Annotated in this window: 11 protein-coding genes; 6 read left to right on the top strand and 5 right to left on the bottom strand. The window is 70.8% G+C overall.

The features are described 5' to 3' along the window. Positions 1-35: 35 nt before the first annotated feature. Positions 36-542 (bottom strand): GbsR/MarR family transcriptional regulator, encoded by a 507-nt coding sequence (locus tag CLV30_RS07690; RefSeq protein ID WP_106536604.1) that lies wholly within the window; start codon positions 540-542, stop codon positions 36-38. A 94-nt stretch (positions 543-636) separates the two neighbouring features. Between CLV30_RS07690 and CLV30_RS07685 the strand changes: the two genes are divergently transcribed. From CLV30_RS07685 to bagB, 5 genes are read left to right on the top strand one after another with little or no spacing between them, the layout of a single operon-like run. Further along, complete coding sequence (locus CLV30_RS07685) at positions 637-1,587, top strand: ABC transporter ATP-binding protein (protein ID WP_106536603.1); 951 nt, start codon at positions 637-639, stop codon at positions 1,585-1,587. Further along, on the top strand, positions 1,584-3,239 hold the full coding sequence (locus CLV30_RS07680; RefSeq protein ID WP_106536602.1) for an ABC transporter permease: 1,656 nt from the start codon (positions 1,584-1,586) through the stop codon (positions 3,237-3,239). The genes CLV30_RS07685 and CLV30_RS07680 overlap by 4 nt, the downstream gene beginning before the upstream one ends. Positions 3,240-3,263: 24 nt before the next feature. Then, on the top strand, positions 3,264-4,097 hold the full coding sequence (locus CLV30_RS07675; protein WP_205740508.1) for a phosphatase PAP2 family protein: 834 nt from the start codon (positions 3,264-3,266) through the stop codon (positions 4,095-4,097). Positions 4,098-4,108: 11 nt separating this feature from the next. Next, positions 4,109-5,089 carry an ATPase BagA gene (bagA, locus tag CLV30_RS07670; protein ID WP_106536601.1) on the top strand — a complete coding sequence of 327 codons (981 nt, stop codon included), beginning with the start codon at positions 4,109-4,111 and terminating at the stop codon, positions 5,087-5,089. Then, the gene (bagB, locus tag CLV30_RS07665; RefSeq protein WP_106536600.1) at positions 5,086-6,240 is read left to right on the top strand and encodes an ArsA family ATPase; all 1,155 of its coding nucleotides are present in this window, start codon (positions 5,086-5,088) and stop codon (positions 6,238-6,240) included. The genes bagA and bagB overlap by 4 nt, the downstream gene beginning before the upstream one ends. A 29-nt stretch (positions 6,241-6,269) precedes the next feature. On the opposite strand, the gene CLV30_RS07660 is transcribed toward bagB, so the two are convergent. After that, on the bottom strand, positions 6,270-8,750 hold the full coding sequence (locus tag CLV30_RS07660; protein ID WP_106536599.1) for a transglycosylase domain-containing protein: 2,481 nt from the start codon (positions 8,748-8,750) through the stop codon (positions 6,270-6,272). 221 nt (positions 8,751-8,971) lie between these two features. Between CLV30_RS07660 and CLV30_RS07655 the strand changes: the two genes are divergently transcribed. Then, on the top strand, positions 8,972-9,259 hold the full coding sequence (locus tag CLV30_RS07655) for a WhiB family transcriptional regulator (protein WP_106536598.1): 288 nt from the start codon (positions 8,972-8,974) through the stop codon (positions 9,257-9,259). Positions 9,260-9,313: 54 nt separating this feature from the next. Here CLV30_RS07655 and CLV30_RS07650 read toward each other — a convergent pair whose 3' ends face one another. The 3 genes from CLV30_RS07650 to CLV30_RS07640 all read right to left on the bottom strand — a co-directional run bounded on the left by CLV30_RS07650 (position 9,314) and on the right by CLV30_RS07640 (position 15,174). After that, a complete protein-coding gene (locus CLV30_RS07650) occupies positions 9,314-10,750 on the bottom strand; it encodes a lipase maturation factor family protein (RefSeq protein ID WP_106536597.1) in 1,437 nt (478 codons plus the stop codon). Positions 10,751-10,822: 72 nt separating this feature from the next. Beyond that, the gene (locus CLV30_RS07645) at positions 10,823-12,139 is read right to left on the bottom strand and encodes an FAD-binding oxidoreductase (protein WP_205740509.1); all 1,317 of its coding nucleotides are present in this window, start codon (positions 12,137-12,139) and stop codon (positions 10,823-10,825) included. 167 nt (positions 12,140-12,306) lie between these two features. Beyond that, on the bottom strand, positions 12,307-15,174 hold the full coding sequence (locus CLV30_RS07640) for an ATP-binding protein (protein ID WP_106536596.1): 2,868 nt from the start codon (positions 15,172-15,174) through the stop codon (positions 12,307-12,309). Between the last annotated feature and the right edge of the window lie 112 nt (positions 15,175-15,286).

Below are 15,286 nucleotides of genomic sequence, written 5' to 3'. Positions count from 1 at the left end.
CATTTCAGTTCGTTCACAACTTTCTGAACGAACCGTCAGGTGAGGGCATCCCTGTCGTCGTCGGCGAACAGGTCGCGGCGATACTCCGACCAGCGCCTGATCACCCCCGCCAGCTCCGAGCCCATGAAGCGGTAGAACTCGCGCGTCTCGTAGACCCGGCGACCTCCGGGCCGGTCGAGATCCAGCAGCTCGACCCCCTCGGTCAGCACCTCTTCGTAGCGGCCCAGCACCAGCAGCTGCTTCGCGCTGATGGCCGACCACACATCGTCGTCGTACACCCGGTAGTGGTCCACACGGGAGCCCGGCGCACGCTCACGGGCGAGCAGCCCCATCTGGACGAGCTGGCGCACCGCGCCGGACACGGCCGCGGGACTCACCTGGAGACCGCTCGCCAGGTCGCCGGCGGTGTACGTCTCGGCATCGTCGGCCAGGACGTAGGCGAACACACGCGCGGGCATCCGGGGTATCCCGGAGTCGGTGAGCAGCATCCCGAACTGCTCGACGAAGCGCCGCACCGCCGCTTCGTGCTGACCGTCCGGCATCGGCGGATCACCCCCATGACTCGATCCCGACTTTACGACCATAACCAAGTTGACGACATTCACAAATCCGTGAAACTTGTGTAGGGTCTGAATCATGACTACAGCGATCGACGTCACTGGGGTGGTCAAGACGTTCGGGCCGGTCCGTGCCCTGGACGGGCTCGACCTGAACGTCGCCACCGGCGAAGTACACGGCTTCCTCGGCCCGAACGGCGCCGGGAAGTCCACGACCATCCGCGTGCTGCTCGGCCTGCTCCGCGCCGATTCCGGCACGGCCTCGCTGCTCGGCGGCGATCCGTGGAACGAGGCCGTCGAGCTGCACCGCCGGCTGGCCTACGTCCCCGGGGACGTCAACCTGTGGCCGAACCTCACCGGCGGCGAGGCCATCGACCTGCTCGGCCGGCTGCGCGGCGGGCTCGACCCGCAGCGCCGCGCCGACCTGCTCGAGCGGTTCTCCCTCGATCCCAGCAAGAAGGGCCGCACCTACTCCAAGGGAAACCGGCAGAAGGTCGCCCTGGTGGCCGCGCTGGCCGCCGACGTCGAGCTGCTCATCCTCGACGAGCCGACCTCCGGGCTGGACCCGCTGATGGAGGCGGTGTTCACCGAGTGCATCTCGGAGTTCATGGCCGAAGGACGCACGGTCCTGCTGTCCAGTCACATCCTCGCCGAGGTCGAGAAGCTCTGCGACCGGGTCAGCATCATCCGTGAGGGCCGGGTGGTCGAGTCCGGCACGCTGGACGACCTGCGGCACCTGACCCGCACCTCGGTCGTCACCGAGACCGACCGCGAGCCCGCCGGGCTGGCCGACCTGCCCGGGGTGCACGAGGTCGTCGTCAACGGCAACCGCACCGAGTTCGAGGTCGACACCGACCACATGGACGCCGCCCTGCGCCACATCAGCGGGCTCGGCGTGCGTTCGCTCATCAGCCAGCCGCCGACGCTCGAAGAGCTGTTCATGCGCCACTACGGCGACGAGCTCGAGGCCAACGGCGCCGGCCGGCACGCGACCGCGGGGAACGGACAGGGCGCGGGAGACCACGCATGACGACCACCACCGACAGGCCGACGGCCACCGGCACCGCGGAGCCGAGCGGCAGGGCCGCGCTCGCGGGCACCGGCACGCTGATCCGGTTCGTCCTCCGGCGCGACCGTGTCCGCATCCCGGTGTGGATCGTGGCGCTGACGATCAGCACGGTGTCCACGGCGGCGGGCTTCCCGGACCTGTACAAGACCGCCGCCGACCGGCAGTCCCGCGCCGAGCTGATGGACAGCCCGGCCGCCACCGCCATGAGCGGGCCCGGGTTCGGCCTCGACGACTACACGTTCGGCGCGATGCTCTCCAACGAGATGCTGGGTTTCGTGGCCATCTTCGTGGCCCTGATGAGCGTCCTCCTGGTGACCCGGCACACCCGCGCCGAGGAGGAGTCCGGCCGCGCGGAACTGGTGCGCGCCAACGTCGTCGGCCGGCACGCGCACTCCGCGGCGGCCCTGACCGTCGTCATCGGCACGAACCTGCTGCTCGGAGCGCTGATTGCGGCGTCGCTCGCGGGCTCCGGCATCGAGTCCATCGACGGGGTCGGTTCGGCCGCCTTCGGCTTCGGCCTGGCCGGCGTCGGCATCGTCTTCACCGGCATCGCCCTCGTCGCCGCGCAGATCACCGAGAACACCCGCGGCGCCTCGGGCATGGGTGCCGCGGCCATCGGGGTCGCGTTCGTGCTGCGTGCTGTCGGCGACATCGGTAGCGGGGCGCTGTCCTGGCTGTCGCCGATCGGCTGGGCCCAGCGGATGCGTCCGTACGTGGACGAGCGCTGGTGGCCGCTGGCTCTGATGCTCGTCGTCGGCGGCGCGCTGATCGTCACCGCGCTGGTACTGAGCACCCGCCGGGACGTGGGCCTGGGCCTGCGCCACCAGCGCCCTGGGCCGGCGTCCGCCAAGCCGAGCCTGGGCACCCCGCTCGGGCTGGCGTTCCGGCTGCAGCGGGCGAACCTGATCGGGTGGTGCATCGGACTGTTCCTGTTCGGCGCGATGTACGGCAGTATCCTGTCCGACGTCGAGGAGTTCGTCTCCGACAACGAAGCCGTCCGGGACATGGTCTCCAACATCGGCGGCGAGACCGCCATCGACTCGTTCCTCACCCTGATCATCTCGATGCTGGCCATCGTCAGCACCATCTACGGCATCCTCGCGGTGCAACGGCTGCGCGGTGAGGAGACCACCGGACGAGCCGAGCCGGTACTGGCCACCGCGGTGCCGCGAGCGCGGCTGGCCGGCGGGCACGTCACGGTGGCGCTGGCCGGAGGGGCGCTCGTGCTCCTCGCCGGCGGCGCCGGGCTGGCGATCTCCGGCGGGGCGAGCACCGGCGACGCCGGCATCACGGGGGACATCATCGCCGCCGTGCTGGTGAACATCCCCGCGTTGTGGATCAGTACCGGCCTCGCGGTCGCACTGTTCGGGCTGGCGCCGCGCGCCCTCGCGTTCGCGTGGGCGGTGCTCGTGTATGCGCTGGTCGTGAGCATGCTCGGCGGGCTCCTGCAGTTCCCCGACTGGATGAGCAACTTGTCACCCTTCGGGCACGTCCCGGGTATACCTGCGGAGGAGTTCACGATCACACCAGTGGTCGTACTCACCGCGATCACCGCAGGTCTAGTCTGGACCGGTATCGACGCCTTCCGGCGACGTGACTTGACGACAAACTGAGTCTTCACAACTGGGGGTCCCGGCGTGGCAACAACGTCCACGACGGCCGGCCCGGCGGAGGTGACCCCTGCGCCGGACCGGCCGCCGGTCCGCTCGCGTCCCAGGCAGCTGCTCAGCTACTTCCGGACACCCCGGCGGCCCAGGTTCTTCGTCGAACTCGCGATCATGGCCATCGGCTACGGCATCTACTCGCTGATCCGCAACGCCGTGCCCGACCAGGAGGTCGAGGCCATCACGCGCAGCATGAACCTGTGGCAGCTGGAGCAGAGCCTCAACATCGACTTCGAGCTCTGGCTCAACCACACGGTGAACGCCATCGACTGGCTCACCGTGTCGATGAACTACTTCTACGCGATCATGCACTTCGTGGTCACCGGCGCGGTCCTGGTGTGGCTGTTCTGGCGACATCCCGGGCGATACCGAGCGTCGCGTACCGTCCTGGCGTTCACCACCGGGCTGGCGCTGGTCGGCTACTTCGTCTACCCGCTGGCGCCGCCGCGGCTGCTGCCCGACGGGGGCTTCTTCGACACGGTGGCCATCCACCAGACGTGGGGCTCCATGGCCTCCGGCGACCTGCAGAGCCTGTCCAACCAGTACGCCGCGATGCCGTCGATGCACGCGGGCTGGTCACTGTGGTGCGGCATCGCCATCATCATGTTCACCCGTCACCGGTGGCTGCGTCTGCTGGGCCTGCTGTACCCGGCGGCCACGCTGATCGTCATCACCGCGACCGCGAACCACTACGTGTTCGACGCCGTCGGCGGCTGGCTGACGCTGGCCCTCGGGTTCGCGCTGCAGCGCGTGTTGCACGGCCGGCCGGTGCACGCGTTCCAACGTGACGTGGTGGCTGTTACGTAGGCTCTACGGGTATGGGTGACTGGGAAGGCGTGCGGTTGCATGTGGTCACCGGCAAGGGCGGCACCGGGAAGACGACGGTCGCGGGCGCGCTCGCCCTGGCGCTGGCCGCGGGCGGCGGCCGGGTCCTGATCGTCGAGGTCGAGGAACGCCAGGGGCTCGCCCAGCTCTTCGACGTCGCTCCGCTGAGCTACGAGGAGCTGCGCGTGGCCCCGGCGCCGGGCGGCGGCGAGGTGCACGCGCTGGCCATCGACGCCCACGAGGCGATGCACGAGTACCTGGCCATGTTCTACCGCCTGGGCCGGGCCGGACGCGCGCTCGACAAGCTCGGTTTCGTCGACTTCGCGACGACCATCGCGCCCGGGCTGCGCGACGTCCTGGTCACGGGCAAGACGTACGAGGCGGCGCGCCGGCGCGACAGCTCCGGCGGGTTCAGCTACGACGCGGTCGTTCTCGATGCGCCGCCCACCGGCCGGATCGCCCGGTTCCTGGACGTCAACTCGTCGGTCACGTCCCTGGCGCGGGTGGGGCCGATCAACCGGCAGGCCGCCGCGATCACCGAGCTGATCCACAGCCCGCGGACCGCGGTGCACATCGTCTCGCTGCTCGAGGACATGCCGGTGCAAGAGACCGCCGACGCTGTCGACGAGCTGCACGCCGCAGGCATCACCGTCGGCGGTGTCGTCGTCAACCAGGTTCGCGAGCCGCATCTGCGGGCACGCGAGCTGACCGCGGCGCGGCGTCGCCGGCTGGACCGCGACGCCGTCGCCGAAGGGCTTCGTGCCGCCGGCCTGGCCGACGACGACACGGTCGTCGACCTGCTGACCGAACGGGCGCGCGAGCACGCCGAGCGCGCGGCGCTGGAGAAGAAGCAGCGGGAGGTCCTGGACGGGCTCGACCGGCCGACCTACCAGCTGCCGCGCTATCCCGACGGCATCGACCCGACCGCGCTCTACGAGCTCGCCGGCACGCTCGCGGACCAGGGGGCCGCATGAACCCTGCCCATCCGCACCGGGCGCCGCACCTCGACGTCGACCGGCTGATCGACGACCGGCGCATCCGCACCGTCGTGTGCTGCGGTTCTGGCGGCGTCGGCAAGACGACTACCGCGGCCGCGCTGGCCCTGCGCGCCGCCGAACGCGGCCGCCGTGCCGTGGTGCTGACCATCGATCCGGCGCGACGGCTCGCGCAGTCGATGGGGCTGACCGAGCTGGACAACACGCCGCGCGCGGTCAGCGGCGTCGACACCGGCTCCGGCGGCTCGCTCGACGCGATGATGCTCGACATGAAGCGCACGTTCGACGAGGTGGTCGAAGAGCACACCACGCCCGAGAAGGCCCGCCAGATCCTGGCCAACCCCTTCTACCAGGCGCTGTCGTCGTCGTTCGCCGGCACGCAGGAGTACATGGCCATGGAGAAGCTCGGTCAGCTGCGGCACCGCGCCGACTGGGACCTGATCGTAGTCGACACGCCGCCGTCGCGGTCCGCGCTGGACTTCCTGGACGCGCCGGAACGGCTCGGGTCGTTCCTCGACGGCCGGCTGATCAAACTGCTCAGCGGCACCGCCAAGACCGGCGGCCGGACCTACCTGAAGGTGCTGCACGCCGGGTTCACCGTCGTCAGCTCGGCGCTGACCAAAATCCTCGGCGGTGAACTGCTCAGAGACGTGCAGACGTTCGTGAACGCGCTGGACACGATGTTCGGCGGGTTCCGCGAACGCGCCGACGCGACCTATGCGCTACTCAAGCGGCCGGAGACGGCGTTCGTCGTGGTGGCCGCCCCCGAGCCGGACGCGTTGCGGGAGGCGTCTTACTTCGTCGACCGTCTGTCGCAGGACGCGATGCCCCTGGCCGGCCTGGTCCTGAACCGGGTGCACGCCGACCACACCGGCGGCGTCGGCATCGAGCAGGCGATCGCCGGCGCCGAGCGGCTGGAGGCCGCGGACGAACATCGGCTCACCGCCGCCCTGTTGCGCCTGCACGCCGAGCGGCTGCGACTCGCGGCCCGCGACGCGCGCACCGGAGAGCGGTTCACCTCGGCGCACCCCGACGTCCCGGTAGCCCGGGTCCCGGCGCTCGCCGGTGACGTGCACGACCTGGACGGGCTCCGCCAGGTGGGAGCGCTGTCGGCCGGGCCGGAGAGCTGACGCGGTAGAACTCAGCCGCGCCGGCCGGCTCAGTCGCGCCAGCCGTCGTTGCCACCCTCGTTACCGCCCTCGTTGCCGGGCGGGAACGACGGATCAACCGTGGGCAGGTCGATGTCCGGCGGCTCGCTCTCGTCGTCATCGTCGTCGTTGTTGCCCTCGCCCTCGTTACCTTCGCCCTCGCCGTTACCTTCGTCGTCATCACTGGGCGGGATGCCGTTGGACAGATAGAGCCCGATGGTCGTTCCGGAGCTCACCTCGTTGCCGGGGCCGGGGCTGGTCCGCACGACCAGGCCCTCGTCGAGATCCGAGTTGACCTCATCGAAGACATCCACGTCGAACCCGTCGCCCTCGAGGGTGTCGACGGCGGCGTCCTCGGTCATGCCGCGCACGTCCGGCACGGTGGCGCTGACGCCCTCGATGACCTCGGGGTCGAGCTCGGGGAAGTCCTTCTCGGGCAGGCCCTCGTGGGCCTCGTCCATCATCTGCTTCCACATCGGGCCCGGGACGCAGCTACCGCACGCGCTGTCCTCGTACTCGCCGTTGTACTCGCGGCCGTCCAGGCTCTCCTGCGGCGCCTCGACGTCGGCGACCGCCACCGCGGTGGACAGCTGCGGGGTGAACCCGACGTACCAGACGGCCTTGGCTCTCTGGGTGGTACCGGTCTTGCCGCCGGCGACACGGCCGTCGTCGAGCTGCATGTCGTTCCCGGTGGCGCCCGGGTTGTGCATGACGCCCTCGAGCACCGAGGCCACCGCGTCGGCGACCGGCTGCTCCAGCACCCGCTCGCACTTCGGGTCGGTGTTGTCGACCAGGACGTTGCCCTCGCTGTCGGTGATCTTCTCGATCGCGGTGGCCGGGCAGTGCACGCCGCGGTTCGCAAAGGTCGCGTACGACTCGGCCATGGACAGCGGCGACACCTCGTTGACACCCAGCGTGAACGACGGCACCTGCTCGAGCGCCTCGCCGACCCCATTCTCTCCGGCGTTGGCCCGCGTCATGCCTGTCTTCTCGGCGATGGTGGCCGGCTCGCAGATGCCGGTGCGCAGCTCGAGCTGGGCGAAGAACGTGTTCACCGACATCTCGGTGCCGGTGCGCAGGTTGTAGTTGCCCGGCTCGAGCCCGGTCCAGTTCTCAGGGGACCAGGTCCCTGTGCTGCGGTACTCCCCGTCGCAGGTCGTGAACTCGTCCTCGGGGATGCTGATGCTGTCCGGCGAGTTGATCGTGGTGTCCAGCGGGATGCCCTGGTTGATCGCGGCGGCCAGCACGTAGACCTTGAACGTCGACCCTGGCTGGATGCCGATGCCGCCGCCCATGTTCTGGTCGACGGCGTAGTTGATGTTGCTGACGCCCTCGCCCTTGACTCCGTACTTGCGCGAGTTGGCGATGGCCCTGATGTGCCCGGTTCCGGGCTCGACCGTGGCGATCGAGCCGATCATCGAGTCGGTGGGCGCCACCTTGTCCGACACCGCCTCGTCGGCGGCCTCCTGCACCTGCCGGTTCAGCGTCGTCTGAATCCGCAGCCCGCCGCGCTCGAGCATCATCTGCCGTTGTTCCGGCGTCCCGCCGAGCTCCTCCATGGTGCGGATCTCGTGTGCCACGTAGTCGCAGAAGTATCCGGCCCACGCGTTGGTGCAGCCGTCGGACGACGGCCGCACGTCCAGCCCGAGGCCCTGTTTGCGGGCGGAGGCCGCCTGCTTCTCGGTGATACGGCCGGTGTCGGCCATCCGGTTCAGGACGGTGTTGCGCCGCGCCTGCGCCGCCTCGGGGTCACGGGTGGGGTCGTAGGCGTACGGGCGCTGCACCAGGCCGGCGAGCATCGCCGCCTGCGGGATGGACAGCTTGGCGGCGCTGGTGGAGAAGTACGTGCGCGCGGCCGCCTCGATGCCGTGCGCCCCGGAGCCGAAGTAGGCGATGTTGAGGTAGCGCTCGAGGATCTTGTCCTTCGACAGCTCCTTCTCGACACCCACCGCCATCCGCAGCTCCTCGAGCTTGCGGCGGTAGCCGTCGACGCCGGTGCTGTCCGTGACGTCCTGTCGCTCTTCCTCGGTGTCCGCCTTCGACAGCCGCACGAGCTTGACGTACTGCTGTGTCAGCGTGGAGCCGCCGCCGGTGGTCTCGCCCGCCTCGAGGTTCTGCATCAGCGCTCGGATGGTGCCCTGGAAGTCGATGGGTCCGCGCTCGTAGAAGCGATCGTCCTCGATGGCGAGGATGGCGTCCTGCATCACCGGGGCGATCTTGTCGAGGCCGACGTAGACCCGGTTCTCCTCGTAGAACGTGGCCAGCCGGTCGCCGCTGTCGTCGACGATGACCGATCGCTGCGCCATCGGGCCCGCGTCCAGCTCGCTCGGCATGTCGGCGAAGGCATCGGCGCTCTCGCGCGCGGTCAGCCCCAGCCCGGCGACCACCGGGAGGATGAGACCGGCCATCAACACGCCACTGAGCGCACTGACCCCGACGACGAGGAAGACACGGCGGACCGAACTCACGACAGCACCAGGACGAATCGCCATGGAAGCATGCTACGTGCTCATGGCAGACTAGCCGTAATTGATAGCGCAACCGGGTTGCGGCTATCAGATGCCCGGCATTGCCGCCATCGTCCAAGTGGCCGATATTCATTTCGGTCGATCAGGGTCTGGTCATGACCCCCATGTTTGCATAGCGTCACGGCCATCGGGGTGAACGAGAGAGGGTTTGTGTGTTCGCCGAAGTTGACGGGGGTGACAGCCGTATGACGTGGATTGATGACTGGACCAGCCTGGCAGCGTGCCGCAGTACCGAGCCGGATGAGTTGTTCGTTCCAGGTGCGGCACAGAACCGAGCCAAGGCCGTGTGCCTCGGGTGCCCTGTTCGCACCGAGTGCCTCGCCGACGCTCTGGACAACAAGACGGAGTTCGGCATCTGGGGAGGCATGACCGAGCGCGAGCGGCGCGCACTGCTGCGGCGGCGGCCCGAGGTCACCTCGTGGCGCGCCCTGTTGGAGGCGGCCCGTGACGACTACATGGTGAAGGCAGGCTGACGGCATCACCCGACGTTCCCGGCCGGCGGATCGCACGACGCTCCGCCGGCCGCGTCACGTCCGGGACCCGTCCGACAACGACGTCGGCGGGTGGTACTCGCCGACGTACTCCCGTTCCCACCACGCACCGGTGCGACGACGCTGCTCCCTGTCGGTGAACCGGTAACGGTAGAACGACGCCCGCACGTTCGCCGGCGGCTCGTCGGGGAACGGGTTGTGCCGCAGCAACGCCAGCGTGCGCGGGTCGTTCTGCAGCAGCTTGCCGATCAACCGGACGAACCACGGGCGTCCGTACGCCGGCGACAGCGCCGCGAACCACATCAACCAGTCCAGCCGCAGGTGATACGGCGCGACCTGGGGCGGCCGGCGGTGCACGTCACCCGGCTTGCCCTTGAACTCGTACTCCAGCCAGACCGTCACGGGGCCCGGATCGGGGTCCGAGGTGCCCTCCAGAACGATCTCGTGCCGGACCCGGGTGATGCTGCCGAACGCGCCGTACGTGTTCACCAGCATCAACGGCGTGAAGCTGTAGTTCATCAGCTGCCTGCGCGACAGCATGTTCCGCGCGGGCCAGTAGCTCAGCACGACCACCACCGCCGCCACGACGGTCACGAGGACCTCGTACCACCGGGGCGAGGCCAGCTCCGCCGGCGGCGACACCGGCAGCACCACTGCCCACGCGTCGTCGCCGAGCGCGGACGTCGCCAGCACGAGCGCCAGCGCGTTCAGCCACGAGAAGTTGCCGCTGAACACCAGCCACAGCTGCGTCACGACGATCACCGCCGCGGCGCCGCCGGCGACCGGTTGCGGCAAGAAGAGCAGCACCGGCACCGCGAGCTGCGTCACGTGGTTGGCCGCCACCTCGACCCGGTGCATCCGTGCCGGCAGCTGATGGAACCGCCAGCTCAGCGGGTTCGGCATCGGCTGCGTCTCGTGGTGGTAGTCCAGGCAGGTGAGGTCACGCCAGCACCGGTCGCCGCGCATCTTGATCAGGCCCGCGCCGAACTCGAGCCGGAACAGCACCCAGCGCAGCGCCAGCAGCATGAGCATGGGCGGGGCGGTGTCGTCCGAGCCGAGGAAGATCGCCAGGAAACCGAGCTCGCACAGCAGGGACTCCCAGCCGAAGCCGTACCAGATCTGGCCGACGTGCACGATCGACAGATACAGCGCCCACAGCGCCGCCCACACCAGCATGTGCGCCGGCAGCGGCAACACGTCACCCAGCCCGAGCAGCAACGCGGCGGAGACGACGACCCCGCCCCAGGCCAACGTCGCGAAGAAGCGGTCCGAGTAGTGCAGCCGGAACACGCTCGGCGCCTGCCGCCAGGACGTCGCCGCCAGGTAGCGCGGGACGGGCGTCAACCCGTGTTCACCGATGAGCGCGCGGAACTGCAGCGCGGCATTGAGGAACGCCACCAGGTAGACGAGTGCGAGCGCCCGCTGGAACACCAGCCGGCTCAGCCAGTACCCCTCGGCCGAGAACCACTCCATCGATCGACGCCTTCCACACGACCCTGATCGGTGTAGGTGGTACCCGCGAGAGCGGCGCCGAATCCCAGACGATCAGCGGACGACGTGGCCGATGCCGAACACGTTGCCCGGGTCGTGCGCAAGCTTGATGTCGCGCAGCCGCGCGTAGTCCGCCCTGGTGTAGGCCTGCGCGGTCCGCGACGTGTCGGCGAGGAAGTTCAGGAAGGTGCTGCCGGTGCCGTGGGGCCGCAACGTGCCGACCAGAGCCGGGTCTGGCGCGTCGACGATCACGCTGAACGGCGACGTGCGGTTGCCCACCGGTCCTGCGTCCGGACCGGGCCGGCCCATCGCACCGCCCCAGTGCCGGATCTCCACGGTGGGGCCGTTGCCGCCGGGCCGCGCGGCCACGTCGACCAAGCACTCGGTCACGGCGTCGGGCAGCCGGTCGAAGAAGTCCAGGTACCGCGCCGGTGTGCCGCCCATGGCGGCGTCGGCGAAGCGCATCGTGCGGTAGCCGTCCACCACGGCCGGCCCGGCGACGTCACGCAGCGGCCGCAGCAACCGCTCGGCGTCGTCCGCGTCCCCCGTGTACATCGCTTTGATGCCGAGCACCCGCCGGCCGTGCAGCTCGGCCGGAATGTCGGCGCGTTCGGGCGCGCGGGTGAGCACGACCGCGGTGCTCAGCTCGTCCGGAGCGTCGCAGGCCCAGTCGCGGTAGCGCGCCAGCACCTCGCCCGCCCGGTCAACCGCGAAGTACGAGACGCCGCCGTAGACCCGGGCGACCGGATACAGCCGGAACTCCAGCGAGGTCACCACGCCGAATCCGCCACCGCCGCCGCGGATCGCCCAGAACAGGTCCGGGTGCTCGTGTGTGTCGGCATGGACCAGCCGCCCGTCCGCGGTGACGATCTCGGCGCTCAGCACGCTGTCGGCGGCGAAGCCGAACTTCCGGCCGAGCCAGCCGACGCCGCCACCGAGCGTGTATCCGGTGACACCGACCGTGGCGGACGAACCGGACAGCGGCGCGAGCCCGTACGGTGCGGCCGCCGCGAGCACCTCGCCCCAGCGCGCGCCCGGGCCCACCCGCGCCACCTGCCGGTACGGATCCACCTGCACCGCCGCCATCGCCGTCGTCTTGAGCAACAGACCGTCGTCACACGGGACGTGGGTGCCGTGCCCGGTCGCCTGGACGGCGAACGGCAGGTCGTGCTCTCGCGCGGCGACGACGGCGGCGTGAACGTCCGCCGTGGACGCGGCCTCCACCACCACCGCCGGCCGCGGGTCCAGCGTCGGGGCCAGCGCGCTCCGGTGCTGGTCGTACCCGGCACCGCCCGGCAGGTGGATCGCTGCACCGGTGCGCCGCAGCGATCGCGCGGCGGCTTCCGGTCGGGTCATCATGGTCTGAGTCATCTCGAGCTCCCTTCACCGGGACGTCGAACACGGCGACCGGTATTCGACACGGCGACGCCGATCAGGACACGTCCACGATCGATGTCACGGCGAGGGACGGCATCCGTGCTCAGCACGGATTCAGCACGGATCCGGCACGGAGGTGGCGCCGAACCGGCACCGGACCGTCAGGCCGGTGCGGCACCCATCGAGTGCAGGGCATCAAGACCGCGAGCCCGCTCGGCGCCGCCGGCCAGCACCAGGCTGCGTGCCCACTGATAGCGGCATCCCGCAGCGTCCAGCGCGTCGGCCGCCGCCAGTACACCGGCACGGTCCCCGGCAGCCAGCGCCGCGGTGCGGTCCACCAGCGTCGCCGCGACGGCGTTGCCCGCCACGGCTCGACGAGCCACCCGGAGGCGCTCGGCCATGTCGTCAGCTCGCGCCATGTCGTCAGCTCGCGCCATGTCACCAGCTCGCGCCAGAACAGCCGACTCGACCCAGAGCGCGGCATACCAGGGTCGCCAGATCGCCTCGAACCAGCCCTGGAACGTGTCCGGACTCGGCCGCAGGCACTCGACGGCTTCCTCGGCCCGCTCCTGGTGCAACAGCCACGACGACTCGAAGAGCCGCTCGACGACGCGTCGATCGTCCGGCCGGGCAGTGGTCGGTCCGAGCGACTCGGCGACGGTGAGCCACTCGCGGCGACGGTCGTCCTCGCCCCGGCACCCGTGGACCATGGCCGCCGCGAGGGCCGCACGGCGCAGCGACGGGACATGCGGCCGGCCGGCCCGCTCCCAGCTGTCACGGAACAGCTCCCCGAACGCGACGGCGTCCTCCCAGTCGCCGGCCAGCGCCGTGACCACCACCAAGCGACTCGCCGGCACATGGCCGACCTCACGGTGGAACGGCAGCGCACGCGCCCGCTCGGCCATCTCCCTGGCCTGCGCGAGCTCGCCGGCGGCCAGAGCGGAGTCGGACGCCATCGCGTAGGCGTCGGACAGCTCGAACCCCTGGGCGGCTTCGGCCGGAACGCTCGCCAGGCTCCCGGTCCGCCGCAGCACCGCGGCCAGACCGGCGCTCAGATCGCCGCGGGCCAGCCGCAGCGTCGTCGACCGGTCCAGCGCGGCACTCTCGAGCAGCGGGTCGCCGGCGTCCCGTGCGACGTCGACGACGCCGTCGATCAACCCGTCGGTATCCGGTCCGTCGCCACGGTGGACGAACGACTCGCTGATCGCGATCCACGCCCCGGCCAGCACGTCGTCACCGGCGAGGTGCCGGGCGGTGGCGAGCCACTCGGTGACCGCGCCGGCCGGCGGCGGGTCGGACATGATGCCGGCCGCCCGGCCGACCAGTTCAGCGGCGTGCGCGAGCTCGCACGCCGCGAAGCGCGGCTCGTCCGCTCGGCGGGCCGCGGCGGCCGCCGCACGGTGCAGGCGGAGCGCGTCGTCACCGGCGAGTCTCGCTCGCGCCGAGCCGGCCGCCAGACGCAGGTCGGTAGCGGCATCGTGGTGCGTCGCCGCCAGTTCGGCGGCCTGCTCGCCGCGCTGTTGCGCCTCGGCCGGCATTCCGCGCCGGTGGCACAGCGCCGCCAGCAGGACCGCCAGAGCGTGGGCGTCGTCGGCGCGACCTGGGGTCGCCCCCCATACCAGCGCTGCGCGGAACTCGTCGGCCAGCGTGTCGAACGCCGCGCGCCAGCTCGCGTCGGCGTCGGCGCGCGCTTGCAGGGCTGCACCCTCGTCGAGGCACCAGCGCAGGTGACGGCTCCGGCACTCGTCCAGCTCGCCGGTGCCGGCCAGCAGTTCGGCGCCGTACTGCCGGACGGTCTCCAGCACGCCGTACCGCGTCCCGCCGTCACCGGGCCGCGCCACCACGAGACTGTGGTCGGCCAGCGCGGCCAGGCCGAGCCCCACGTCGCGGGGGCGGACCGGGTCCCATCCGGCCACGGCCGCGACCGCGTCGGCGGGCACCGGCCGGGCGAACACCGCGACGCGGCGCAGCAACGCCTTCAGCGGTCCGTCCAGCAGTGCGTAGCTCCAGTCCAACGCCGAGCGCAGCGACTCGTGCCGGCCGTGCGCCCTGCGACCTCCCCTGAGCAGTGTCAGCCGGTCCGGCAATCCGGCCTCGAGCCCGTCCAGACCGGCCGTGGGCAACCGCGCTGCGGCCAGCTCGACCGCCAGCGGCATCCCGTCCAGACCCCGGCAGATCGCCCGGACCCGGGCGTGATCTCCGTCAGCGACGACCGCTCCGGCGGCTGCGGCACGTGCGGTGAACAGCTCGACCGCGTCGTCGTCGACGTCACCGACGCCGTCGTCGTCTCCCGCGACGGAGAGTCCCGGCACCGTGAACACCCGCTCGAACGGCAGCATCAGCCGGGACCTGCTGGTCGCCAGCACGGTCAACCCCGGAGCACGCTCCAGCATCGGTTCGATCAGGACGCCCACCCCGTCGATCACGTGCTCACAGTTGTCGAGGACCATCAGGACCTGCCGCTCGGCGACCCAGCCGAGCACCGTGTCCTGTGCGGACCGGTCCGGCTGCTCGCCCAGGCCGAGCGCCGCGGCCACCGCCGGCGCGATCATCGCCGTTCCGGCGACCGGCGTCAGGTCGACGTACCAGGCACCGTCGGCGAACCGATCACGAACGTCGTCGGCCGCCGTCAGCGCCAGGCGGGTCTTCCCGATGCCGCCGGGACCGACGGCGGTCACCAACCGGGCGTCACTCACCGCGGCCGCCAGGTCCGCGCGTTCACGTGCGCGGCCCACGAACGGCGTCAACAGCGCCGGCCACGCTCCGGTCGCCCGCCACGCCTCCGTCGCCGGCGCGGCCTCTCGCGCCCCGGGTTCGGCCCGCCGGGCGAGGGCCGCGAGCTCGCGCCGGTCACCCACGTCGAGCTTGCGCAGCAGCGACGAGACGTGGCTCTCGACGGTACGGATCGAGATGAACAACCGCCCGGCGATCTCCGCATTGGTCAGATGCTCACCGAGCGCGGCGAGGATCTCGGCCTCGCGGGCCGACACCTGGGCTTGCGGTCGTGTCTCCGGCGCCACCCGAGTCATTGTGCCGTGCCGTCGGGCGCCGATCAGGTTCGCTCACGGAGGTTTCCTACCGGCGGCAGCCATGCAAACCCCGTCCGACCGCGGATCGACGCCAGGTTGCGACTCGAACTGT

The organism is Haloactinopolyspora alba (genome assembly GCF_003014555.1).
GTDB lineage: Bacteria > Actinomycetota > Actinomycetes > Jiangellales > Jiangellaceae > Haloactinopolyspora > Haloactinopolyspora alba.
This window is presented reverse-complemented; position numbering and strand designations above follow the sequence as displayed.

What these genes read in the sequence shown, in the direction of transcription:
- CLV30_RS07690 (WP_106536604.1), bottom strand. Translation starts at nt 542, where the DNA reads ATGCCGGACGGTCAGCACGAAGCGGCGGTGCGGCGCTTCGTCGAGCAG.
- CLV30_RS07640 (WP_106536596.1), bottom strand. Translation starts at nt 15,174, where the DNA reads ATGACTCGGGTGGCGCCGGAGACACGACCGCAAGCCCAGGTGTCGGCC.
- CLV30_RS07660 (WP_106536599.1), bottom strand. Translation starts at nt 8,750, where the DNA reads ATGGCGATTCGTCCTGGTGCTGTCGTGAGTTCGGTCCGCCGTGTCTTC.
- CLV30_RS07655 (WP_106536598.1), top strand. Translation starts at nt 8,972, where the DNA reads ATGACGTGGATTGATGACTGGACCAGCCTGGCAGCGTGCCGCAGTACC.
- CLV30_RS07650 (WP_106536597.1), bottom strand. Translation starts at nt 10,750, where the DNA reads ATGGAGTGGTTCTCGGCCGAGGGGTACTGGCTGAGCCGGCTGGTGTTC.
- CLV30_RS07680 (WP_106536602.1), top strand. Translation starts at nt 1,584, where the DNA reads ATGACGACCACCACCGACAGGCCGACGGCCACCGGCACCGCGGAGCCG.
- CLV30_RS07645 (WP_205740509.1), bottom strand. Translation starts at nt 12,139, where the DNA reads ATGACTCAGACCATGATGACCCGACCGGAAGCCGCCGCGCGATCGCTG.
- bagB (WP_106536600.1), top strand. Translation starts at nt 5,086, where the DNA reads ATGAACCCTGCCCATCCGCACCGGGCGCCGCACCTCGACGTCGACCGG.
- bagA (WP_106536601.1), top strand. Translation starts at nt 4,109, where the DNA reads ATGGGTGACTGGGAAGGCGTGCGGTTGCATGTGGTCACCGGCAAGGGC.
- CLV30_RS07685 (WP_106536603.1), top strand. Translation starts at nt 637, where the DNA reads ATGACTACAGCGATCGACGTCACTGGGGTGGTCAAGACGTTCGGGCCG.